Source organism: Bradyrhizobium sp. (assembly GCF_035652035.1).
GTDB lineage: Bacteria > Pseudomonadota > Alphaproteobacteria > Rhizobiales > Xanthobacteraceae > Bradyrhizobium.
The window spans coordinates 46,156-67,526 of the sequence record NZ_DASREO010000104.1 but is presented as its reverse complement, the minus strand read 5'-3'; the positions used below and the strand labels follow the sequence as shown (position 1 = coordinate 67,526).

23 protein-coding genes and 3 pseudogenes are annotated in these 21,371 nt (G+C 61.2%); 7 read left to right on the top strand and 19 right to left on the bottom strand.

Going from position 1 to position 21,371, the window contains the following annotated elements:
* Positions 1-13 precede the first annotated feature (13 nt).
* Positions 14-217, top strand: coding sequence for a hypothetical protein (locus VFB05_RS29805; protein WP_325019313.1), 204 nt, complete (start codon positions 14-16; stop codon positions 215-217).
* A 1,018-nt stretch (positions 218-1,235) separates the two neighbouring features.
* Positions 1,236-1,460, top strand: a complete 225-nt coding sequence (locus VFB05_RS29800; protein WP_325019312.1) for a dodecin — start codon at positions 1,236-1,238, stop codon at positions 1,458-1,460.
* A 313-nt stretch (positions 1,461-1,773) separates the two neighbouring features.
* On the opposite strand, the gene VFB05_RS29795 is transcribed toward VFB05_RS29800, so the two are convergent.
* Positions 1,774-2,394 (bottom strand): CarD family transcriptional regulator, encoded by a 621-nt coding sequence (locus tag VFB05_RS29795; RefSeq protein ID WP_325019309.1) that lies wholly within the window; start codon positions 2,392-2,394, stop codon positions 1,774-1,776.
* A 398-nt stretch (positions 2,395-2,792) separates the two neighbouring features.
* The gene (locus VFB05_RS29790) at positions 2,793-2,936 is read right to left on the bottom strand and encodes a hypothetical protein (RefSeq protein WP_325019340.1); all 144 of its coding nucleotides are present in this window, start codon (positions 2,934-2,936) and stop codon (positions 2,793-2,795) included.
* A gap of 38 nt (positions 2,937-2,974) precedes the next feature.
* Here VFB05_RS29790 and groEL point away from each other — a divergent pair.
* A pseudogene (gene groEL, locus VFB05_RS29785) lies at positions 2,975-3,213 on the top strand (chaperonin GroEL); the annotation flags it as partial.
* Between the two features lie 260 nt (positions 3,214-3,473).
* On the opposite strand, the gene VFB05_RS29780 reads toward groEL, so the two are convergent.
* The 3 genes from VFB05_RS29780 to VFB05_RS29770 form a co-directional block, all read right to left on the bottom strand.
* Complete coding sequence (locus VFB05_RS29780) at positions 3,474-4,562, bottom strand: epoxide hydrolase family protein (RefSeq protein ID WP_325019307.1); 1,089 nt, start codon at positions 4,560-4,562, stop codon at positions 3,474-3,476.
* 269 nt (positions 4,563-4,831) lie between these two features.
* Complete coding sequence (locus VFB05_RS29775) at positions 4,832-5,164, bottom strand: GYD domain-containing protein (RefSeq protein WP_325019305.1); 333 nt, start codon at positions 5,162-5,164, stop codon at positions 4,832-4,834.
* Between the two features lie 33 nt (positions 5,165-5,197).
* Positions 5,198-5,701: a hypothetical protein gene (locus tag VFB05_RS29770; RefSeq protein ID WP_325019303.1), complete on the bottom strand. Its 504-nt coding sequence runs from the start codon at positions 5,699-5,701 to the stop codon at positions 5,198-5,200.
* Positions 5,702-6,624: 923 nt separating this feature from the next.
* Here VFB05_RS29770 and VFB05_RS29765 point away from each other — a divergent pair.
* From VFB05_RS29765 to VFB05_RS29750, 4 genes and pseudogenes are all read left to right on the top strand, one after another.
* Entirely contained in the window at positions 6,625-8,238 is a 1,614-nt protein-coding gene (locus VFB05_RS29765; protein ID WP_325019301.1) for an SUMF1/EgtB/PvdO family nonheme iron enzyme, read from the top strand.
* A 21-nt stretch (positions 8,239-8,259) separates the two neighbouring features.
* Complete coding sequence (locus tag VFB05_RS29760) at positions 8,260-8,685, top strand: DUF4399 domain-containing protein (RefSeq protein WP_325019299.1); 426 nt, start codon at positions 8,260-8,262, stop codon at positions 8,683-8,685.
* Between the two features lie 56 nt (positions 8,686-8,741).
* A pseudogene (locus VFB05_RS29755) lies at positions 8,742-9,420 on the top strand (IS66 family transposase); the annotation flags it as partial.
* 472 nt (positions 9,421-9,892) lie between these two features.
* On the top strand, positions 9,893-10,819 hold the full coding sequence (locus VFB05_RS29750) for a CysB family HTH-type transcriptional regulator (RefSeq protein WP_325019297.1): 927 nt from the start codon (positions 9,893-9,895) through the stop codon (positions 10,817-10,819).
* Between the two features lie 15 nt (positions 10,820-10,834).
* On the opposite strand, the gene VFB05_RS29745 is transcribed toward VFB05_RS29750, so the two are convergent.
* The 14 genes and pseudogenes from VFB05_RS29745 to VFB05_RS29680 form a co-directional block, all read right to left on the bottom strand.
* The gene (locus VFB05_RS29745) at positions 10,835-11,050 is read right to left on the bottom strand and encodes a hypothetical protein (protein ID WP_325019295.1); all 216 of its coding nucleotides are present in this window, start codon (positions 11,048-11,050) and stop codon (positions 10,835-10,837) included.
* 692 nt (positions 11,051-11,742) lie between these two features.
* Positions 11,743-12,154, bottom strand: a pseudogene (locus VFB05_RS29740) (type II toxin-antitoxin system VapC family toxin).
* A complete protein-coding gene (locus VFB05_RS29735; RefSeq protein WP_325019293.1) occupies positions 12,151-12,399 on the bottom strand; it encodes a type II toxin-antitoxin system VapB family antitoxin in 249 nt (82 codons plus the stop codon). Before VFB05_RS29735 ends, VFB05_RS29740 begins: the two are co-directional and overlap by 4 nt.
* A gap of 225 nt (positions 12,400-12,624) precedes the next feature.
* Complete coding sequence (dhaK, locus tag VFB05_RS29730) at positions 12,625-13,608, bottom strand: dihydroxyacetone kinase subunit DhaK (RefSeq protein WP_325019291.1); 984 nt, start codon at positions 13,606-13,608, stop codon at positions 12,625-12,627.
* Positions 13,609-13,654: 46 nt separating this feature from the next.
* Positions 13,655-14,080 (bottom strand): hypothetical protein, encoded by a 426-nt coding sequence (locus VFB05_RS29725; RefSeq protein WP_325019289.1) that lies wholly within the window; start codon positions 14,078-14,080, stop codon positions 13,655-13,657.
* Entirely contained in the window at positions 14,073-15,695 is a 1,623-nt protein-coding gene (gene ptsP, locus VFB05_RS29720; RefSeq protein WP_325019287.1) for a phosphoenolpyruvate--protein phosphotransferase, read from the bottom strand. The genes VFB05_RS29725 and ptsP overlap by 8 nt, the downstream gene beginning before the upstream one ends.
* Positions 15,692-15,997 (bottom strand): HPr family phosphocarrier protein, encoded by a 306-nt coding sequence (locus VFB05_RS29715; protein ID WP_325019285.1) that lies wholly within the window; start codon positions 15,995-15,997, stop codon positions 15,692-15,694. Before VFB05_RS29715 ends, ptsP begins: the two co-directional genes overlap by 4 nt.
* A gap of 36 nt (positions 15,998-16,033) precedes the next feature.
* Positions 16,034-16,426, bottom strand: a complete 393-nt coding sequence (gene dhaM / locus VFB05_RS29710; RefSeq protein WP_325019283.1) for a dihydroxyacetone kinase phosphoryl donor subunit DhaM — start codon at positions 16,424-16,426, stop codon at positions 16,034-16,036.
* On the bottom strand, positions 16,423-17,043 hold the full coding sequence (gene dhaL, locus VFB05_RS29705; protein WP_325019281.1) for a dihydroxyacetone kinase subunit DhaL: 621 nt from the start codon (positions 17,041-17,043) through the stop codon (positions 16,423-16,425). Before dhaL ends, dhaM begins: the two co-directional genes overlap by 4 nt.
* A complete protein-coding gene (locus tag VFB05_RS29700) occupies positions 17,040-18,083 on the bottom strand; it encodes an ABC transporter ATP-binding protein (RefSeq protein WP_325019279.1) in 1,044 nt (347 codons plus the stop codon). The genes dhaL and VFB05_RS29700 overlap by 4 nt, the downstream gene beginning before the upstream one ends.
* On the bottom strand, positions 18,076-19,173 hold the full coding sequence (locus VFB05_RS29695; protein ID WP_325019277.1) for an ABC transporter ATP-binding protein: 1,098 nt from the start codon (positions 19,171-19,173) through the stop codon (positions 18,076-18,078). Before VFB05_RS29695 ends, VFB05_RS29700 begins: the two co-directional genes overlap by 8 nt.
* Before the next feature lie 4 nt (positions 19,174-19,177).
* The gene (locus VFB05_RS29690) at positions 19,178-19,378 is read right to left on the bottom strand and encodes a hypothetical protein (protein WP_325019275.1); all 201 of its coding nucleotides are present in this window, start codon (positions 19,376-19,378) and stop codon (positions 19,178-19,180) included.
* Entirely contained in the window at positions 19,375-20,334 is a 960-nt protein-coding gene (locus VFB05_RS29685) for a carbohydrate ABC transporter permease (RefSeq protein WP_325019273.1), read from the bottom strand. Before VFB05_RS29685 ends, VFB05_RS29690 begins: the two co-directional genes overlap by 4 nt.
* Positions 20,331-21,293 (bottom strand): sugar ABC transporter permease, encoded by a 963-nt coding sequence (locus VFB05_RS29680; protein ID WP_325019271.1) that lies wholly within the window; start codon positions 21,291-21,293, stop codon positions 20,331-20,333. Before VFB05_RS29680 ends, VFB05_RS29685 begins: the two co-directional genes overlap by 4 nt.
* Positions 21,294-21,371 lie beyond the last annotated feature (78 nt).

Below are 21,371 nucleotides of genomic sequence, written 5' to 3'. Positions count from 1 at the left end.
AAGCAACTGATGCGTGCTCATCATCCCTGTTCCTTCCACCTGCGTCACGCCCACGTTCGGCGCGCCGCCTGCGATCTTCGCTGATAACCGCCCGTACATCGGCCATCTCAAGGAGAGCGGATCGCAACGCCTCGCGCGTGTTCGCGAGCTGCCGTTCCAGAACCAGCGCCGTTCCGTTTCTTATCAACTGACTGTCCATGATTGCGCGCGCGAATAGGTCATCCAGTGTCATGACGTTTCCCCGCGTGCCTCCCCAACGAGCAGAGTGCAAAAGAAACCGGCGTGGCGCCTTTACATACGATAAGGCCAAGTTTGAGCCGGCAGGAAACGCGGCTCTTGCACGTATTCAGGGCAAGTAGATCAGTCAACCTCACTGCAGCAAGCCTGACATGCTTACAACGGTCGCCTTGTTTCCGCACAGACCGCCTGCTCACTGCGCTTCGAGCACGAGAAATTGATTGGGCGCTTGCTTCCGCGGACATCATCGTGGCCAGCGGCCAGCGCCGCGTTCACAGGCCGAACATATGACGGCACCATCATCACTTGTTCAATCAGAGAAAGATCTTGCAGCCCGGGCCGTTCCAGATATGAGTAGAGCCCCTTTTGGATGCCGATAGGGGGGTCCCACTCCAACGCCGATTGTCTGCTTACCCCGCCCCGCCTGGCCCGGCATTCTCTCTGTGCGAGCATGCGGGCCTCTGAGGGCCGGAGCATGCGTACCTCGCCGTCAATTGTGCCCCGGGCCGATCAAGACCTCCGCCAGCGACACAGGCGAGCTTGTCACATACCAGCAGATAGATACGACGTCGCCTTACGACGGCATTCGTGCACCGTCCTATCGCAATCGTCTAAGAGCACCCCGTCGGGAAATTCTCTGAAGCTGCCCTGCGAGGACGAGCGGATCCCACGTCGCTTGCGTCGATTGGCCTGTCATGTCTCTTCCCTTCGCCTTGTCGGCCTCCTGCCTGCAGGCCTTTCGACGAGACTCAGCACCTCAGAGGGTAAAAGGAGAGACCGCAACGCGATTATCGTCGCAAGTCTTTTGCGACGCGGCCAGACGTTGTGCGTCGCGAGACTCCCCACTTGCGCGGTTGCGAAAATTGCGCCCGTATAGGTCAGAGGGCGAGTGGAACTCAGTCTCCGCGATGCTCCCAAGGAGGGCCCGGCGCGCTACCAAGCCGTCGGGCTTCTCTTCCGCGGCTGACTGCGCCAACGATATTCAACGGAGGTTTGAGATGGCGGCAGCAACCGAGAAGGACCACGTTTACAAGATACTGGACCTCGTGGGATCTTCCGAAAAGAGCATCGAAGACGCGATCCAGAATGCCGTAACACGCGCATCAAAGACCATTCGTGAGATGAAATGGTTCGAAGTCGTGCAAACCAGGGGCCATATCGAAGAGGGCACCGTACGACATTACCAGGTTGTGTTGCGAGTCGGATTCACATTGGAGGGGTAATTCGCAGCAACGGCCTTGTCGCTGCCAATGGCATCTCTCTCTTGCCACTTCCGTCCGTTCTGACCTTGGCTCAATATATTTCCAACGCTTGTAATGCATGAGCCCGGACGTCGGGCAGTTCTTAGACGTGCGCGTCCAGGTAACCCAATGTGCGCTTGCGCCAAGAGCGGGCCGCCAGCCGCATTTGGCTTATCGGTCCGTAGCCCCGAGATGACTGTCCAGTTCCCCTATGGCTCAGGTCTGCCAACCGCGGGATGGTCGAGCTGCCGCGGACGGCATCTTAGAACCGGTATTCATCCGAGGCGGAACCACTCTACGCGCTTCGCCTGCCCGCAGTTGACACCAAAACTTCGAGTTCTCTGACGGCTTCTTCCTCACTAATGCCCTCGACCAGAGCAACTTCTCCGGACAGGCGGTCAAGTGCCGATATGTAAAGCTGCCGTTCGCTATAACTCTGGCTTGAATTGAGAGCGGGCCGATAAAGATCGCGCATCACTTCCGCAACGGCGATGATGTCGCCCGAATTGATCTTGCTTGCATATTCTTGCGCCAGTCGCGACCAATTACCCCGAGCCTTGTATGGCGCCTGGCTTAAAGTCTGTCGTACGCGTTGGATCGCGGTCGGATCGGACAGCTTGCGCATTCCGATGTTTGCCGCTTTCCGCGTAGGAGCGCGCAGCGTCATCTTGGACTTTGCGAAATAGACAACGAAGAACTCTAGACTATTAGCTCCCGCAATTGTTTGTTCTTCGATCGTCAAAATTTTGCCGACGCCGTGAGCCGGGTAGACAACATAATCATCTGCTCTAAATCCGAAGCGTAGCTTGCTGCCCTGTTGTGGCTGGTTCCCCTCAGCTTCAACAGAGGAGCCGTGTGACGCCTCATTGGGTTCGGTCCGATAATCAGAGCTTGACCTTTGGCCTTCTAAGTTCATGTCGTGGCTGACTCCAATAAATTCGTTAAGGCAACTTGGCCGGTTTCATACACGCCATCTTCCGCGCCTCCATAGCTAATAAGCTGCGAGTGCGAGCGCTTCCACGAGAATGATGCACTTCAAGTCATTCGCTCGATCGCTGTGGCGTCTTGGCAACTTGTTCCAAACAAGTGAATTCAGCAACCGGCGATGTAACCAACGACTTCCGAAATTGAAGGTATTCAGCGGCGGGCGAGGAAGGATGGCCTATCATAAGTCCTTCGCCATGACGTTTTCGCCGGATGGCCCCCGAAGATGTCACGTCACTGCTATCGGCCCAAGCTGGGCGAGCGACTTCCACGATTGCAATACCGGGAGCGACGACACTGGACGACACTACCGATGATGAACGATTAGCTCTATTCGGCTGCGACAGTCATGGCGAGCACTTCGGGATCGGTCGCGACAAAGTTGGAAGGCGAGAAAGCGTCGACGAACTGGCGCGTATAGAAATTGACCTGCGGGCTGAACTCTCGAAAGCATCGATTTTGCCGCGCCGAGATAGCTCTCTGTTATCCGGCCTGGGGTCCAGACGCCGATCGAAGTTGGCTCGGTCGCCGTCTGCAAAATCCTCGACAAGGAACAGTACAATTTCGGAACGCGCAGACCGGCGAGTACGGCAACCTGACAACCAAGGGCATCATCGAGGTCGTCCACATGGTCTGCTTGATGCGGGGTTCAATCGCCAGACTCCTGATCACCACCGAGGCCATGGTCGCCGAAATACCGAAGAAAGAGCCCGAGACTCCATCAATGCCGGGCGGCGGGATGGAATACTAATTCCTCAACACATCGCGGCAAAGACAAGGTCCGGGAAATCCCCGGGCCTTTTGCTCCTGTTGTATCAACCACTTCGGTGCCTCGCCGCGCTATCGAACTCATTTGCAAAAGACCATTCCATGACCAATTCGACCCGATCGCTTACTGCTGGACGTCCGCTTCCCTGAGAGAGAGCCGTGGCTCAAAGCGCGGGCATGACGAGTGTCCGGCTATCGCAAAGTCCGGAAGAACGCCCGGACCTCCCGCACAAACAACTCTGGCTACTCGAAGGCGGCGAAATGGCCACCCTTTTCCATCTCGCTCCAGTGCGTGATATTCGTGAAGTTCGGCTCCATCCAGCGCCGCACCGGCGTGATGATCTCCTTGGGGAATACTGCGACACCGATCGGCACATTGACAACAGGCGTGGTCCGGCGCTTGCCAAAGCTTTCCCAATACAGCCGCGCGGAAGAGGTTGCGCTTGCTGTCACCCAATAAAGCATGACGTTCTCGAGCAACTCGTCTTTACTGAAGATGTTTTCGGGATGGCCGTTGCAATCGGTCCAAGCCCAGAATTTCTCCAAAATCCAGGCCGCCTGTCCAGCCGGTGAATCCGTAAGCCCGTAGCCGCGTGTCTGCGGCCGCGTCGATTGTTGCTTCGAGTAGCCGGAGTCCAGATCCACATAGTGCTTGAGGCCGGCAAGCGCCCGCTTTTTCTCCGCGGTCGGCTCGCCCTCAACCTTCGGCGCGGCGTTGAATGCGAGCGTGATGTGAATGCCCGCGCAATGCTTGTCGTCTTGCGCGCCGAGTGAAGTCGTCACCGCTGAGCCCCAATCGCCCCCTTGCGCGCCATAACGCGCATAGCCAAGGCGATCCATCAACACGGCCCATGTCGCGCCAATGCGTTCGACGCCCCAGCCTGTCGTCCTCGGTTTTGCCGAGAAACCAAACCCCGGCAGCGACGGACACACGACATGAAAGGCGTCAGCGGGATCACCACCATGCGCCGCGGGATCTACCAAGGGTTCGATCACCTTCAGGAATTCGACGATCGAGCCTGGCCAACCATGGGTGATTATAAGAGGCAGCGCTGACGGCTCTTTCGAGCGCACATGGACGAAGTGGATGTCGAGCCCGTCGATCTCACTGGTGAATTGGTCAAAGCGATTAAGTTGGGTCTCGCGGCTACGCCAGTTATACGTGTCCGTCCAGTATTGGCAGATATCTTTAATCCATTTCAGCGGAGCGCCTTGGCTCCAGTCCCTGACCAGTTCCGCATCCGGCCAGCGGGTGCGACGCAATCGCTCTTTGAGGTCGGCGAGCACATCGTCGCTGACATCGATACAAAAGGGCCTTATCGCTCCAGCCATCGGTCGCTCCCAATTTTGAGAGCCATTTATAGCAGCTATTTTCTTGGACGGACGACGTGAATGAAGCCGCTCGATCAGTCTGGCAGCTTTGCTTCACGAGGGTTCATTTGGCGCCGCGCCTACCATGTCGGGACTATCCCTAACACCTTGACACGGGACGGCGTCAGGAACCATTGAGAAGGACCATGAAGAAACGTCGCCCCCTCAAATGACAGCGCCGAAAGGCCGACCGGACCGACGCGGATGTAGGTAATCGAACCCCGACGTTTCTATCGGGCGGGCTTATAACCTTTGACGACGGACTCCGACTTCTTCAGCGCCGCCACAAGTTCCGCCCCGGTCATCAATGCGGTGGTTTGGCTGGACTTGATTGCCCCACCCGCCGCAATGGCTATGGCGATCGCAGCCATGCTCTCGATGTTCGGCACGTCCGCGATCAGAATAACTTCATACTCGCCTAAGCAGTACCAACCACCGATCATTTTGCCTCCGACGGCCTCTGTCACCTGCCGTCCAACGGATTCAACGCGGTTTTGCGGATTCTTCATTTGCGCTGCCCATGATTCTGCTGTGTAGGCTGCCTGATACATATAGAGCGGCATGTTCGAACTCCCTTAGCAGATTATCCAGACCTTTCACCGGAAGAAGAGCGCGAGCGTCGCCGTTTTCACGGCACGAGCTAACTTTATTCGCGCGATGACGCCGGCGGCGATCTGCATGGTAGCGCCGATTGCCCAACCCAAACATATGATCCCAGCCGTGCTGGCTTCCACGGCTTCACCCAGAACGATACTTGAGATGGACACCACCGCCGCCACCGCGGTGAGGAAAATGCCGGCCGCAGTTAGCAGCTCCAACATATCCGCACTGGTGCCTAGCCCGCGCCGTGGCGGCAGGTGCATGTAGTGACCGGGAGGAACCTGGGGCAGATCGATCCCGAGATAGAAGGCGGCGGCCCCGTAAAGCATCATGGCGAGCATGGCTTCGACCGAAACCAGGTCGATGCTGCGGGCGCCTAGCTCGGAAACGAACAGCCCACAGGCGGTCCCGATCAAAGCGAGTCCGATCCGTCCGATGACGTGGGCCGACCTGCTCAGGGTCGAGCGCGCATGCCATGGAACGCTGCGTTTGATGATCATCTGATACTCCCCTTCCGTTAGCTTTTTGCGTGCGCAGGGGCCGTGGGCATTTCTCAAACGTGCCAAACTCAGACATCAATGCAGGCAGTACTTCATTGCGTCCGTTCCAACGGCACGCAGTCAACTTTTCCTTGAACGCTTTTTTTCGGCCAGCAGAGGCGCATGGGCGTAAAAGCTCAAAATCGAACTGGCCTAAAACCCGAGCAACCCAGGCCAATCCAGACGGCTTTGACTGGACAATTCCAGAGGGGAAATGTCCGGTGCGGTATTACTAGCTACGCTCGCGCGCCCCTCATATGAACCATCTCACAGACGCCCAAAACCTTTTTTGGATTTGGGGCTTATAGCCGCGGTGAATCGCTCGGACTGACACTTGCCGCGCCGCCGATCGCCTCCAAAGCGGCGATATGACAAGGAATGACTGTTTGCATGTCCTGATGGACAACGAAAACCGAGTTCGGTCCGAAACTCTAACGGCCGCGCAATGAATCGCGGGATGGTTGGGGCCGAAATGGGACCCAAGCACTACGCCCCCGTCCGGAATGCGTCAGGCTGCGGCCGCTGTACCCCAAGCAGCTGCCGACTTGCCGCAGCACCAAAGTTCGGCAGCCCCGGGCCACAACCCGGTCGACGGCTCGGACCTGCTAAGCCCCGGCAAGCGGGATCCAGCCACTTGTAGGCGACCGTGGGTCGACGCGACTGAGCGAACGTCAGGGGGCCTGACATGAATCTAGCCGCAAAGCTGTAGTGAACTTTCTAGCGAGCTCAGCCACTTATTGCTATGATACCGGGGGCCATTGACGTCGATGGTGCGTTTCGCTTTTTTCTGTTCTGTGATCTGAGCCATAGTAGTTCGATTTCAAACTGAGCAAGGTAATTCGAGTATTCCAGAGCAAGTCGGTCTAGGCGGCTGAGGTTGCGACATGCGCGAGAAGGTTCGCGACATCAATTCTGCTCGAAGAGGTGGTCCGCCGTCGCGAAGTCAACCGCCGCGTCGTCTCGCTGCGATCGTCGCCGGTGATATCGCGGGCTATAGTCGCTTGATGGAGCTCGACGAAGAAGAGACGCATGAGCGCGTCAAGAGCATCCAGCGTGATCTAATTGAACCCACCATCGCGGAACACCATGGAAGGCTCGTCAAGACCACCGGCGACGGCTTTTTTGCAGTGTTCGATAGCCCGGTCGAAGCCGTGCGCTGCGGGATCGTCATCCAACAAAACATGTTTGGGCGCAACGCCCTGCTGGAGAGGGAGCAACGGATTGAATATCGGATTGGCGTCAATCTGGGCGATGTCATCATTGAGGCAACCGACATCTATGGCGATGGAGTCAACATTGCCTCGCGTCTTGAAAGCATTGCCGAGCCAGGCGAGGTCTACATCTCCGGCGGCATTTACGAGCAAATCAAGAACAAACTGGTTTGCGGGTACGAATCGCTTGGAGACCGCAGGGTCAAGAACATCACCGACCCCGTAAGGGTCTATCGCGTGCTGGCGGACCCGGCCGCGCTCAATAGGAGAAGGCGACGAGAGAACGTTCTGATCTTTTCGTTGGGTATCATCTTGATGGGGATCGGAGCTAGCGCGCTCTGGCATTGGCTGCCAGTCCTTGACGTCAACCTGAGACATCAGATTTCGAGCTCGGTTTCGTCGCCTACACCAGATTTGCCGATGCCGCAGTCGCCCGCCATGAAGCAGGCACTGCAACAGGCTCAGCCGTCGCATTCCGCAGCGCCTTCCGTTCAGCAGGGCTTGCCCTCCGCGCAGCAGGCACCACCTCTAACCCCGCCAGCTCCCGCCATCCCAGCGACAAAGCAGGCGGCACTGCCGACTACGTCCCCTGCACAGCAGATGCGCCCGATCGTCGAACCGGAAATGAACCTACTTCGGGGCGGTGCATTCATGATGGGCAGCAACGATGATCCGACCGAGAAGCCGGTCCATCAGGTGACGATCAAGCCGTTCGCGATCAGCCGCTATCCAGTTTCCATCCGCGAATGGAACCAATGCGCGGCGGCAAAGTCCTGTGCCTTCACGGCAACCGGCAACGATGATGCCCCCGTCACGAATGTGAGTTGGACGGACGCCAAGCAGTTTGCCGCTTGGTTGACGGAGACCACCCACAAGTCCTACCGGTTACCGAGCGAAGCCGAATGGGAATACGCGGCGCGCGGAGGAACGCAAACGCGTTACTGGTGGGGCGACGAATTTCAACAAGGCATGGCCAATTGCAAGAATTGCGCGGATGTCGTCGGCGCCGAACAACCGATCAAGGTTGGAAGTTTCAAGCCAAATCCATTTGGGCTCTACGATATGGGCGGCAGCGTCGACCAATGGGTCGAAGACTGTTGGCACAAGAGCTATCACGGCGCTGCGTTGGATGGTTCGGCATGGACCGAAGCTGACTGCGGATCGCATGTGATCCGATCAGGGTCCTGGAAGAACGACTCGCGCTATGTGCGATCGGCGAATCGTGACAGCTACGACACCAACGTTCGATATCCGACCCATGGATTCCGGGTTGCTCTTTCACCTTGATTGCTGCGGTGGAGTGGGCCTATGAGAACTGTCCGGCTGATCGCGCTGGCCCTGCTGCTCATATCTCTCTCGTGTTTCGCTCATGCGCAGGGCAAGCCGGCGGGCAAGGACGCCCTGCTCTATTTTATCTGGCCTCAGAACGGCGCAGTCATCAAGGGTGGCTTCTGGTGTCGATTTGGTTTGCGCAACATGGGCGTCACCCATGCGGGCGACGACTATCAGAACAGCGGCCATCATCATCTGCTTATCGACGTCAATGAACCACTCAATCCGAGCGAGCCGATCCCGCAAGACAAGAACCACCTTCATTTTGGCGCAGGTCAAACCGAGACGCGGCTTGAACTGCCGCCCGGCAAGCATACGCTCCAACTCGTGCTCGGCGACGCCAAGCATTATCCGTTTAGTCCGCCGCTTGTTTCAGAGAAGATCACGATCACGATCAAGTAGAGGTAGATCGCACCTGTCGGGGGGGCGGACTGTCGTCAATGCGTGTATAGCTCTGTAGGCTTAGCTCCGCGCTGGCGGGCTTTGAAGGCATTCTGCAGGTCGACGGCTGTGCCGCCTATAATCTGTTCGCCAAGCCGGCGGGCGCCAATGAGGGAAAGGTTGGCCGCCTGCTTTGCCCACATCAGGCGGCGGTTCTACGAACTGCACGTCAACGAGAGTTCGCAATTGGTGATGCAGACCGCGATGACGATGGCGGGGTTCTGGGAGATCGAGGCCGACATCCGCCGCCAGGATCCTGCAACCCGAATGAAGGCGCGCTAGGAAAGGTCCGCCGCCATCGTGGCGGCGCTCTTCGATCTCTGGGAGAAGGAGCTGCCGCGCCTGTCCCGGCAAATCCCAACTCACGGAAGCGATCCGCTGCGCCACGTCGAGACGCATCGCTTTCGAGCGCTTACTGATCGACGGCCGGATCGAGATCGACTCGAAGATTGTCGAGCGGGCAATAAGGCTGCAAACAATTACGAGAATAATGCGCTCTTCGCGCGGGTCTCATGGTGGCGGTCGAACCTGGGCTACCATCGGGACGCTTTTGCAGAGAGCGAGATGAATGACGTCGATCCGTATGCCTGGTTCACGCAAACTCTGGAATGGATCGCGCACGGCTGGCCGCTCTCTCAGACCGACCGCCCCGGCACTGCGACGCCCGACCGGCCTCGACTACACGCTTACACATAAAGAGCACTTGACCGCCTATCGGAGGAAGTCGCTCGGGTCCGCGGTATCACCGAGGAAGAGACCGTCAATGAACTCGAAAGTTTGGTGATGGCTTGAACCAGGTGAAGCGTCGATCCGCTATGACCGGATGCTATTGTTGCGGCTGAGGTACATTTCGAGCAGATGCGAGCGTTACGAAATGATGGGACCGCGTTTGCTCGTCAAGCTGTCCCAGTCTCTGTGCTTTGACCCGGTCTCGAACGATTGGTTGTGCACGCTTCGTAACGTCACCCCGGGCACTCACTTCCATCTGGGTGACAGCAGGCGGATCTGGTGCACCAAAAGGTCGCCAATTGATGCGAGGCACACCGCAGGCTCTCTCGTTGCTTCTTTAGCTTGCTCCGGTTCCTTTTTGATAAAATGGTGCCGCGCCGGTTGTGCTGCTATATCATCCCATCTGAACGGAGGCCGAATTGGGGGTAGATTCAGGCGCATGAACCTGCAGCAAATCCGCATTCTGGGCGAAGCGCTTCAGCGCGATCTCAACCTCACGGAGGTCGCGAAGGCCCTCAACACCTCACAATCCGGCGTCAGCAAGCACATCATGGATCTCGAGCAGGAGCTTGGGGTTGCCATCTTCGTCCGTCACGGCAAGCGCATCGTCGGGCTGACGGAGCCTGGCAAGGAGCTCGCGCCGCTGGTGGAGCGCATCCTGGTCGACCTCAAGAACATCCGAAGCATCGCCACGCATTTCAGCCGGCAGGACGTCGGCCGCCTGACGCTGGCCACGACCCACACTCAGGCGCGCTATTCGCTGCCCTCCATCGTCTCCAAATTCAAGCAGGAGTTTCCAGGCGTGGAGCTCGTGCTGCATCAAGGCGGCCCCGCCGAGATCGTCGCTCTGATGACATCAGGTCAAGCCGATATCGCGGTCGCGACCGAAGCCCTCGACGGCATCCCCGAGCTCGTCACCTTCCCCTATTATCGCTGGCACCATGCGGTGATCGTCCCTGACGGACATCCCCTGCTCGGGGTCGATCCTCTAACCATCGAGAGCATCGCCGAATTTCCGATCGTCACCTACAGCGAGGGTTTCACCGGCCGCGCCCGCGTCGACGAGGCCTTTGCCAAGGCTGGCCTCACGCCGAACCTTGCGATCTCGGCCATCGATGCCGACGTGATCAAGACCTATGTCGAGCTCGGGCTCGGCGTCGGCATCGTCGCCGCCATGGCGGTGAAGCCGGACGGCGAAGATGGCCTTCGCGTCCTGCCAAGCGAGCACCTGTTCGAAGCCAACACGACGCGTCTTGCCGTCCGGCGCGGCACGTTCCTGCGCGGCTATGCCTGCCGCTTCATCCAGCTCTGCGCGTCCGCGCTGTCGGAAGCCGATATCCGCAAGGTGGTGCAGGCGCGGGAGTGACGGAGACAGATCGCCTCAACCCTTAAGGCGACGCTCCAGCCGCCGCTGGAGTTCGATCAGGTCTGCCGCGAGCACCGCGCCGTCCGACCCTGCCGCATTCGCCAGCGCCGCGCCGAGCAGCGAGCTCGCGATCAGCACGGGATTGGACATGCCGGCCCTGGCGGGCAAGGCCATCTGAGACTCGGCGGCGACGAAGGCGCGGACCGTGTGCCGTCTGATCTGATGTGGCACCGGCTGCCATTTGCTGCGGAACCAATTCTTGCTCCCCGCTTGCAACAGGCTCGATCTCTGTTTGATGCAACGAGCAATGTTCCGAGACCGGCGACGCCGATTGAGCCGCGGCCGTGTCCGCCATCGGAGCCCCCTGCGGGCGCAATCTCGCAAGGCCGGCTTCGATTGCGGAAATCTCCTCGACGCATTGGCTTCGCAAACTCCTGAAGAAGGGATCGCTTTCGCTGATCGCAGCCAGCAGCTTGAGCCGATGCGCCCTCAGTGCCAGCAAGGCCATCCGCGAATCTGATGTAAGTGTCTATGATCGTCTGAATGGCGGACATCTACCGAGGTCTTAAAATGGTCGTGCGCTTCTCAAAATCGTTAAGGTTGATCGGTTAGGCTAACAACAGGCTTGTGTTGCGTGAATTGATCGATCGGCTACCGGTAAGAGGCCGGGTGCATCCCCAAAACATCCGGTCCCACCCAAGGCGAAGCCGTCGAGCGAGAACCGCTTGGCGGCTTTTTCTTAGTCCCTGCACTTCACTTCAACAGCGGATAGGGTCCTGGCTCTCAAAGCCGCGCTCACGCGCTTGATCCCGCTGTCTCGACCGTGAGGGCGAGGACGGTCTTGCCAATCTGCCGGTTGTCAAAAGGCTGTGTTAAATGAAGCGCGATGGGGCCGCACGAGGAAGAGCGTGTCCACAATGCTATCAGAAATCCCAGGGCGAGATCAGCTCAACGCCGGCGACTTTGAAATCCGTCAGGTTGCGAGTAGCAAGGCGGCCGCCATTGACACGTACAATGGCGGCAATCATCCCATCGGGCGCCGATATGCCAAGCCCTTGCCGGAAAGCATCACCCATGATCTCGCCATAGGCTAGAGCTGCCTCTTCCGTTAATCCAAAAATTCGACCAGCAACGGTGCCGCCAGTCAGCCAGCCCATGCTCTTGTCGCGCAGCGCGCTCGTCGGGCCGAACCTTCGCGATGCCGAAGGCGATCTCAGCGATCGTTATTGTCGGCAGAGCTAGTTCGGCATCGTATCGGACAAGCCAAGCGATCACCGCCGGGTCCGGCGCTTTTCGCAGTGTCTCCGACACGACATTGGTATCCAGGAAAATCAAAGATCCGGACCGGGATCGGCGCGGCGGGCCTCTCGAATAGTGGCCTCGATATCGATATCGGTCCCATAGTTGGCGGACAGCCGGGCATAGAATGCGGCGGCGGGCTCCCGTCCGGCCTCGCGGATCTCGTAAGCTTCTAGCGCGCGCTCGACAATATCGGCGATCGAGCGTTTCTCTCGCCGCGCAAGGCGGTGAGCCAGATCGCGCGCCTTCGCGCTGCGGACGGAAAGCTGTGGTTCGGCCATAGGAAGCTCCTTAATACAATAAAATAGCATCCAAAGTTCAAGCCATCAAGATGGCACTTGCCATCTTGATGGCTTGAGGCTTCGTGGTGCGCAAGCCACCAAATCGTCCAGCCCGTGCGGCGGGTGCATGCCCCCGGCGTCCGGTCCCACCCAAGGCGAAGCCGTCGAGCGAGAACCGCGTGGCGGCTTTGTCGTTCGCGACACGAGAAGTCGTTCCAGCCGCGATTACCAGCGCAGCGCGGCCGTGTGGACCGGCGCGTCCCACAGCGCGGTCAGCCGGTCGTCGAGCGTGGTGAGCGTGATGGAACAGCCAGCCATTTCCAGCGAGGTCACGTAGGAGCCGACCAGCGAGCGCGCGATTGTCACGCCGCGCTTTTCCAGGATGCGCCGCGCCGCCTGATACATCAGATAGAGCTCGAGCGAGGGCGTGCCGCCAAAGCCGTTGACCAGGAGCAGCGCCGGGCCGGAGGCACCGCCCTCGTAGTCGCTCAGGATCGCGCCGACCATCTGCTCAGCAATATCGCTCGCCTCCGTGAGCTTCACACGCTTGCGCCCCGGCTCGCCGTGAATGCCGACGCCCATCTCCATCTCATCGTCGGGCAGCGAGAATGTCGGCGTGCCGGCAGCCGGCACCGTGCAGCTCGTGAGAGCCACTCCGATGGATTTTGTCCGCGCATTGACCTCCTCGGCGAGCTTCGCGCAGCCTGGCAGGTCCGCGCCCTGCTCCGCTGCGGCGCCGACGATCTTCTCCACGACCAGTGTGCCCGCGACACCACGCCGGCCGGCGCTGTAGGTCGACTTGTCGACCGCGACGTCGTCATTGGTGATCACGCTGGCCGCGGGCCCATCGTAGATTTCCGCGGCCATCTCGAAATTCATGCAGTCGCCGGCGTAGTTCTTGACGATGAACAGCACGCCCGGCTTGCCGCCGACGGCGGTCGCGGCTTCCACGATCTGGTCCGGCGTCGGCGAGGTGAATATCTGTCCTGGGCACGCCGCATCCAGCATTCCGCGGCCGACAAAACCCGCATGCAGCGGCTCGTGGCCGCTGCCGCCGCCGGAGACAAGCGCAACCTTCTGCAAATTCGGCGCGCTGCGCCGCACGAATTTGCGCTCCGCGCCGAGCGCCACGATGTCGGCATGAACAGCGGCAAAGCCGTCGAGGCTCTCCGCCAGCATGGTGTCGACGGAATTGATGAATTTCTTCACGCGTCCCTCCCAGATCTTCCCTTGCTGCCATGCTCCTTTTTCGGAGCTATTTTTCGTCTTGCATGATCGCGATCAATCGCCGCGTAAACTCCTGCAACAGCGTATCGAGCTGCGCGTTTTTCTTGGCGCTGCCGAGATCGGGCAGATGCAGCGTCAGCATCCGCTCATGCGTGCCCTGGCTGAGCCGGCCGATGCGGCGCGGATGCGCCCGCGCATAGGCGCGCAGGAATTGCGACTTGGCCTGAGGCGGAAAATGGCAGACATCGAAAATGGTCGCGAGGTGCTGCACCGGGATCGGCACCGGATAGGCCGGATTGGAAATCTGGCTGACGAAGCTGCGGTTCTTGCCCATGGCATGCGCTAAGCGTATGCGCATGCCGGAGGGGCGGCTGTCCAGCACGTCCTTGAAGATGCGCTTGTAGGCCGCGACCGCGCCGGCATCGCCCTCTGCATCGAGTGCCGTGTCAGCCACCGCTTCCTCCGTGGCTCAGCCGGTCAATGGTCTGCTTGATCTGCGCCAGCGACGGCGCGTTTACCGACAATTCGCGCAAGCCGCTATGGAGGAGCTGTGGCACGCAAGCCGGATCGCTCGCCATGTCGCCGCACAGGCTGACGGGGACGCCCGCACGTCGCCCGTGCTCGGCCGTGCGCGTGATCAGTTCGATGACGGCCGGATGCAAAGGATCTATCAGGTTGCCGAGAGCCCCGTTGGTGCGGTCGCAGGCCAGGACATATTGCGCCAGATCGTTCGAGCCGATCGAGAAGAATGCGGCCTTGAAGTCGCCGATCGCCATCGCGGCGGCCGGCACCTCGACCATGATTCCAAGCTCCGGCAGCATCGCGCCGATGCCCTCCGCCTGCAAGTCGGCAACCGCTTGCGCAAACAGCGCGCGCGCCGCCTCCAGCTCCGCCGGCACGGTAACCATCGGAAACATCACCTTGAGATTTCCGCGGGTCGCGGCCCGCGCCAGCGCACGCAGCTGCACCTTGAACAGATCCGGACGCGCAAGACACAGCCGCAAGCCGCGCAGGCCGAGGAATGGATTCGCCTCGCCATCGGGCGTGAAGCCCGCGACCGGCTTGTCGCCGCCGGCATCGAAGGTTCTGATCGTCACCGGCTTCCCGTCGGCCCAGCGCAGCACCGCCTCATAGGCGCGATATTGCGTGTCCTCGTCGGGCATGCCGCCCGGCCCCGACAGCAAAAATTCCGTCCGCATCAGGCCGATGCCGTCGGCATATTGCGCGTCGGCGTGGTCGAGGTCTTCCACCTGTTGGATGTTGATCAGGAGCCTGATCTGCTCGCCGCGCCAGGTCGCGGCGGGGCGCCGCAGGATGGCGCGCGCAGACGCTCGGCTCTTGCGGTGCGCCTCGCGCCGCCGTTCGAACAGCGCGATCTGCTCGGCGCCGGGATCGAGCTCGAGCGTGGCGCTCTCGCCATCGAGCAGCGCCGTTGCCCCATCCGGCAGGCTCCCCAGCTGCACCACCATGGGAATGCCGCGGGCGCGGGCCAGCATCGCGACATGGCTGGTCGGGCTGCCGCGCAGCAGCGCCAGGCCGCCGCCGGCGGACCAGTCGATTTCCAGAAAGCGCGACGGCGGCAAATCGTCCGCGCAGATCACGGCACCGCGGGGGATTTTCGGCGCCTGCCGCTCGCCGCCCCGCAAAATGTGCAGCACGCGGTCGCGCAGATCGGCGAGATCCGAGGAGCGCGCCTGCAGATATTCGTCGTCGGCCGAGTTGTAGTCCTCGATCTGCGCGTCGAGCGCCGATAACCACGCCGCGTCGGCAGCGTGCCCGTTGCCGATGTCGACGAAGATCGGATGCATGAAATCCTCGTCCTCCAGCAGCGCAACCTGGAATTCGAGGATTTGCGCGGCCTCACCACCGGCGGCCGTCGCGAGTTCGGCGATCTGCTCGGCCGCGGACCGAGTGGCCTCACGCAAGGCCAAAGCTTCGTCCTCCGGCTTGCCGGCCGTGCGTGCGCGGTTCTCGCCGGCACTGATGCGGATGAAGGGCCCGCGCGCAAAACCGATCGAGGCGGTTCTGCCGCGAAAGCTCAGCCCTGCGACGTCCGCGCGCATGGTCATGCACCCGCATCCGGAAAATCGGTGGCGACGAGGTCGATCAACGCGGCAATCGCGGCCTCGGCATCCTCGCCATGGGCCTTGAACTCGATGGTGGCATCCCGCGGCGCGCGTAGCGCCATCACTTTGGCAACACTCTTGGCATTGATCCAATCGGCCGTCTCGGAAGCGCGGACGGAGACCTGGGACTGGAACCGCTTGGCGAGCTTGGTCAGTTTCACCGCCGGGCGGGCATGCATGCCGGCGGCATGGATCAGCCTCACCTTGCCGGTGACGAAGGGACCCTCTGCGGACGTCTCAAGCATATCCATATCCAATCCTGGCTCACCCGCCGGCCTGTTTCAGCCGGCAGTCAGTTCCTCGGCGACGGCCCTCACCTGCTCCAATGAGCTGCCGCCGGCCGCCTCGGTTGCCGCCATCACCGCACCCTCGACAATAGGGGCGTTGCAGACGACAACCATCTTCCGTCGCTCCGGCTCCAGCATCTCGACCGCCATCTCGCTGTTGGTCTCGGCGCCACCGAGATCGACCAGGATCGCGACGCCCTTTGCCGACCAGGCATCGTTGATGGCTTCCATGATCAGCGAGACATTGGTGCCGAGCCCGCCGTCGGGATTGCCGCCGCAGAACGCCACCTTCACCTCGCTGCCCACCATCTGCCGCACCATGTCGGCAGTGCCCTTCGCGATGTCCTTGGAGTGGGAGACGATCACAATGCTGACGGTCTCGCTCATGGCCGCGCCTCCAGCGTGCTGCAGACGGCGTGCACGAGCACACAGCTCGATCTCGCACCGGGATCGACATGACCGATGCTGCGGGCGCCGAGGAACGAGGCGCGGCCCTTGGTCGCCTGCATCGGAACCGTGCGCTCCACCGCCTCGCTCGCGGTGGTCCGCACCCGCTCGATCAAATCGGCGCGGCCGACGTCCGCTTTCAACGTCTCGAGCACGGGCACCAGCACATCGAGCATGGTCTTCTCACCGACATGGGAGCGGCCGCGCGCGCTCACCGCGTTCACCCCGCTGCCGAACACATCGGCCAGGTCCTCCGGCAACGTCTTGCCGGCCATCGCCTCGCCTGCCGCAAGGAAGAAGGAGCCGTAGAGTGGCCCGGATGCGCCTCCGACGGTCATCACCAGCGTCTTGCCGATGGTCTTGAGCGCTTCATCCAATGGCTGCGTGGAAATCGTATCGAGCTTGCCCAGCACGGCCTCGAAGCCGCGCTTCATATTGGTGCCATGGTCGCCATCGCCGATCGCCTGATCCAGCGCGGTCAATTCGCCGGCGCTGGCGATCACCTGTTCGGCGGCCACCTTGACCAGGGATTTGAAGGTATCGGGTTGCAACGTCATCGAGCCAGAACCTCATTGCTTCGCGGGCCGGCAATCCGGCGTCCCGCCGCATCGAAATAAAGCGGATGGTTGAGATGCAGCTCGACCTCTGCGCCGGGGTCGAGCGTCTGGTGCGGGTCGGCCAAAGTGACCAGTATCTCGCCCTTATAGGCGAGATGAACGTGATTCTGCTCGCCGAGATGCTCGACGCGGTGGACGCGGCCGATCAAGCTTCCGCCATTGCGCTTGCCGATTTCGAGATGCTCGGTGCGGATACCGATCGTCTCGGTGCCGTCGGGCATCGCCACGTCAGGAACCAGGCGCGCGGGCAGGAAATTGATCGGCGGCGTGCCAAGCCTGGATGCCACGTAGCTGTCGGCAGGATTTTCGTAAATCTCGCGGGGCGAGCCGAGCTGCAGGAGCTGCCCGTCCCTGATGACACCAATGCGGGAGGCCATGGTCATGGCTTCGACCTGGTCATGCGTCACGTAGAGGATGGTTGCCCCCAGCTCGATCTGAATCCGCTTCAACTCCAGCCTGAGCTCGGCGCGCAGCTTGGCGTCCAGCGAGGACAATGGCTCGTCCATCAGATAGATCGCGGGATCGCGCACCAACGCCCGGCCGATCGCAACGCGCTGCATCTCGCCGCCGGAGAGCCGCGTCGCCGAGTTCTTCAGCTTGCTCGAGATGTGCAGGAGCTCGGCGGTGTGCTCGACGCGCGTCTTGATCTCCGGCTCGCTGATGCGCCGCGCGGGCGAGCGCAGCGGAAAGGCGAGGTTGTCGTACACGCTCAAATGCGGATAGAGCGAATATTGCTGGAACACGAAAGCGATGTCGCGGCTGCCGGGCGGATCGCGCGTCACGTCGCGGCCATCGATGAGGATCGCGCCTTTATCCGGCTGCTCGAGGCCGGTGATCAGGCGCAAGGTCGTGGTCTTGCCGGCACCGCTCGGCCCCAGCAGCACGACCAACTCGCCGTCATCAACCGTGAACGACAGGTCGCGCACGGCCTCAATGGAGCCGAAGCGCTTACTGATGTTGCGCAAGGTCACGTCAGCCATGGCCAGCCACCCCGTAATTCGCGGTGCGGATCGCCGAGCCGCTGGTCGCGGCGAACAGTGCCAGCCGCTCAGCGCGGAAGTTGAGGCCGACGGCCTCGCCAATGCCGACATGCAGGCTCGACGGCAGCCGCGCCGCAACGCGGCCATAGGGGGTGTCCACGGTGACGATCTGGGTGGTGCCGAGATATTCCGCACCGAATACGCGCCCCTTCACCGGGGCTGTGTCCGAGAACCGAATATGCTCCGGTCGCACCCCAAGCACCAGGGGCCCCGCCGCACGCGCCTCGTGGATCTCCGGAATAGCGATGCGGGTGTCGTGGAAGCTGATCGTTTGATCGCCCGGCTTCAGGCCGCCTTCGAATTTCAAAAAGTTCATCGGAGGCGAGCCGATGAAATCAGCCACAAAGAGGCTTGCCGGCCGATCGTAGATCTCCTGCGGCGGGCCGATCTGCTCGACGCGGCCACCGTTCATCACCGCAATCGTGTCCGCCATCGACATCGCTTCGAGCTGGTCGTGGGTGACATAGATGGTGGTGGCGTGGATGCGGTCGTGAAGGTCGCGAAGCTCGCTGCACATCAGGTGGCGGAACTCGGCATCCAGCGCGCCCAGCGGCTCATCCATCAGGAACGCCTTGGGACGCCGCACCATGGCCCGCCCCAGGGCAACACGCTGCCGGTCGCCGCCGGATAGTTTCGAGATTTTGCTGGACAGGAGATGCTCGATGCGGAGCAGCCGCGCGGTCTCGGTCACCCGCGCGCGGATGTCGGCACGGCTCATGCCGCCGCATTTCAGGGGAAAGCCGATGTTCTGCGCCACATTCATATGCGGGTAGAGCGCAAACAGCTGGAACACAAAGGCGATGTCGCGGGCAGCGGCACGGCGGAAGGTGACGTCCTCGCCATCGAGCAGCACGCAGCCGTCGGTCGGCAGCTCAAGGCCTGCGATCATCCGCAAGGTCGTTGTCTTGCCGCAGCCGGAGGGGCCCAGCATGGCAAAGAACGAACCATCGGGAATCGTGAAATTCGAGCCCTGCACGGCGGTGAACTGATCGAAGGACTTGCGCAGGTTCTCGACGCGGATCTCGGCCATCGCCCTACTCCGGAAAATGGCTGACGACGACAAAGCCGAGCGTGCCGGCCAGGATCGTCACGAAAGAATAACTGTAGAGATCGAGCGAGAACGGCTGCACCAGCATGACGATGCCGCCTGCGATCAGCGCCATCGCAACCATCTCCCATGGTCCCCGTCGGAACCAGCGCGCCAAGCCGCGTTTATCGAGTGCTGCAGTCGTCATTTGCGCACCGCTCCGAAGGTGATGCCGCGCAGCAGATGTTTGCGCAGCAGAATGGTGAACAGCACGATCGGCACCACGAACAGCGTGGTCGCGGCGGCGACCGCTGGCCAGTCCTGGCCGCCCTCGCCGATGATGAAGGGAATGAATGGCGGCATGGTCTGTGCGTCGCCGCTGGTGAGCAGCACCGCGAAGGCATATTCGTTCCAGGAGAAGATCAGGCAGAAGATTGCGGTCGCCGCGATGCCGGTCACCGCCTGCGGCAGCACCACCTTCCGCAACGCCTGCAGCCGGGTGTAACCGTCGACCAGCGCCGCCTCCTCGTACTCGCGCGGGATCTCGTCGATGAAGCCCTTCAGCAGCCACACCGCGAGCGAGACGTTCACGGCGGTGTAGAGCAGGATCATGCCGAGCCTGGTGTCGGTCAGGTTGAGCTGCCGGTACATCAGATAGATGGGAATGGCGACCGCGACCGGCGGCATCATCCGGGTTGAGAGGATGAAGAACAGGAGATCGTCGGCGAGCGGGATCTTGAACCGCGAGAAGGCATAGGCCGCGAGCGTGCCGAGGAACACCGCAAGGAAGGTCGAGCCGAAGCCGATGATCAGCGAATTGATGAAGCGCGGCATCACCTTCGACGGGCCTGCGATCACCATGTCATGCTGGCGCACCAGCCTGTCGTACCAGGTGGTCGCCGGCGGCAGCTTTGCGATGAAGTCCGGCGTCTGGCGGGTGCGCACGGTGAACAGGTTCACATAGCCCTCCAGCGTCGGCTGGAACATCACCTTCGGCGGATAGGCGATCGCATCGCTCTGCGACTTGAAGGCGGTCGCGGCGATCCAGAGCAGCGGCAGGATCGAGATCACGGCATAGAGGATGACCAGCGTGCCGGCGATCGTCTTGGCCCGCGGGGTGGCCTCGACAATGGAATGGGCGGTGGATGTGCGAACCGCGGTCATCGTTGCTTCACCCGGTTGAGCGCCTTGACATAGATGTTGGCTGCGCCGAACACCGTCACGAACAGGATGATGGCGAGCGCGGATGAATAGCCGGTGCGCCACTTCTCGAAGGCCGCGCGCTTGAGCGTGATCGAGACCAGCTCGGTGGTCGAGCCGGGACCACCCGAGGTCAACAGGTTCACCATGTCGAACATCTTGAAGTTCTCGATGGCGCGGAACAGCACCGCGAGCATCAAAAACGGCACCGTCATCGGCAGCGTGATCGACCAGAACTGCCGCCAGGGCGAAGCGCGATCGACCTCCGCTGCCTCGTAGATGTAATCGGGGATCGAGCGCAGTCCGGCCAGGCAGATCAGCATCACATAAGGCGCCCACATCCAGGTATCGACCAGCACGATGGTCCAGGGCGCGAGCCCGACCTCGCCGGTCATGGAAAACGAGCTCGGCGGCACGCCGGTGAACAGCGAGACGAGATAGTTGAACGGGCCGATCTGCGGCTGGAACAGCAGCGTCCAGAAATTGCCGACCACCGCGGGCGAGAGCATCATCGGCAACAGGATGATGGTGGTCCAGAAGCTGTGGCCGCGGAAGCGCCGGTTGATCAGGAGCGCGAGGCCAAAGCCCACGAACACCTGCAATGCCACCGAGCAGATCACGAAGCGTGCGGTGGTCTGCAGGCGGTCCCAGACGTCCTCGTCGGTGAGGATGTCGCGGAAATTGTCGAGCCCCACGAACCGCAGCGGCAGATAGGACATGCTGAGGTTGAGGCTCGTGAAGGAGAGCCGGATCATCCAGATCAGCGGGAAGATGTTGATCGCAAGCAGCAGCGCGATCGTGGGTGCCACAAACAGCCAGGCGATCGAGCGGTCCGACAACCCGCGCGCCCGCCAGGCGGGGCTGGCCTTTGCCGGAACAGCGCGGGTCACCTGGGCGTCGTCGGGATGAATGATTGTGGTCATCTTGCACTTCGTCGGTGGCTGTTTCGACTTCCCCGGATCAACGCGATCCGGGGAAGCCCGCTCACATTTGCGGATCAG

Excerpts from the sequence above, each read along its gene's own strand:
- dhaL (WP_325019281.1), bottom strand. The coding sequence starts at position 17,043 with ATGACGTTGCAACCCGATACCTTCAAATCCCTGGTCAAGGTGGCCGCC.
- VFB05_RS29770 (WP_325019303.1), bottom strand. The coding sequence starts at position 5,701 with ATGATCATCAAACGCAGCGTTCCATGGCATGCGCGCTCGACCCTGAGC.
- VFB05_RS29765 (WP_325019301.1), top strand. The coding sequence starts at position 6,625 with ATGCGCGAGAAGGTTCGCGACATCAATTCTGCTCGAAGAGGTGGTCCG.
- ptsP (WP_325019287.1), bottom strand. The coding sequence starts at position 15,695 with ATGACCATGCGCGCGGACGTCGCAGGGCTGAGCTTTCGCGGCAGAACC.
- VFB05_RS29780 (WP_325019307.1), bottom strand. The coding sequence starts at position 4,562 with ATGGCTGGAGCGATAAGGCCCTTTTGTATCGATGTCAGCGACGATGTG.
- VFB05_RS29690 (WP_325019275.1), bottom strand. The coding sequence starts at position 19,378 with ATGACGACTGCAGCACTCGATAAACGCGGCTTGGCGCGCTGGTTCCGA.
- VFB05_RS29760 (WP_325019299.1), top strand. The coding sequence starts at position 8,260 with ATGAGAACTGTCCGGCTGATCGCGCTGGCCCTGCTGCTCATATCTCTC.
- VFB05_RS29695 (WP_325019277.1), bottom strand. The coding sequence starts at position 19,173 with ATGGCCGAGATCCGCGTCGAGAACCTGCGCAAGTCCTTCGATCAGTTC.
- VFB05_RS29775 (WP_325019305.1), bottom strand. The coding sequence starts at position 5,164 with ATGCCGCTCTATATGTATCAGGCAGCCTACACAGCAGAATCATGGGCA.
- VFB05_RS29735 (WP_325019293.1), bottom strand. The coding sequence starts at position 12,399 with ATGGCCGAACCACAGCTTTCCGTCCGCAGCGCGAAGGCGCGCGATCTG.
- VFB05_RS29680 (WP_325019271.1), bottom strand. The coding sequence starts at position 21,293 with ATGACCACAATCATTCATCCCGACGACGCCCAGGTGACCCGCGCTGTT.
- VFB05_RS29750 (WP_325019297.1), top strand. The coding sequence starts at position 9,893 with ATGAACCTGCAGCAAATCCGCATTCTGGGCGAAGCGCTTCAGCGCGAT.
- VFB05_RS29685 (WP_325019273.1), bottom strand. The coding sequence starts at position 20,334 with ATGACCGCGGTTCGCACATCCACCGCCCATTCCATTGTCGAGGCCACC.
- VFB05_RS29700 (WP_325019279.1), bottom strand. The coding sequence starts at position 18,083 with ATGGCTGACGTGACCTTGCGCAACATCAGTAAGCGCTTCGGCTCCATT.
- VFB05_RS29715 (WP_325019285.1), bottom strand. The coding sequence starts at position 15,997 with ATGCTTGAGACGTCCGCAGAGGGTCCCTTCGTCACCGGCAAGGTGAGG.
- VFB05_RS29795 (WP_325019309.1), bottom strand. The coding sequence starts at position 2,394 with ATGAACTTAGAAGGCCAAAGGTCAAGCTCTGATTATCGGACCGAACCC.
- VFB05_RS29800 (WP_325019312.1), top strand. The coding sequence starts at position 1,236 with ATGGCGGCAGCAACCGAGAAGGACCACGTTTACAAGATACTGGACCTC.
- dhaM (WP_325019283.1), bottom strand. The coding sequence starts at position 16,426 with ATGAGCGAGACCGTCAGCATTGTGATCGTCTCCCACTCCAAGGACATC.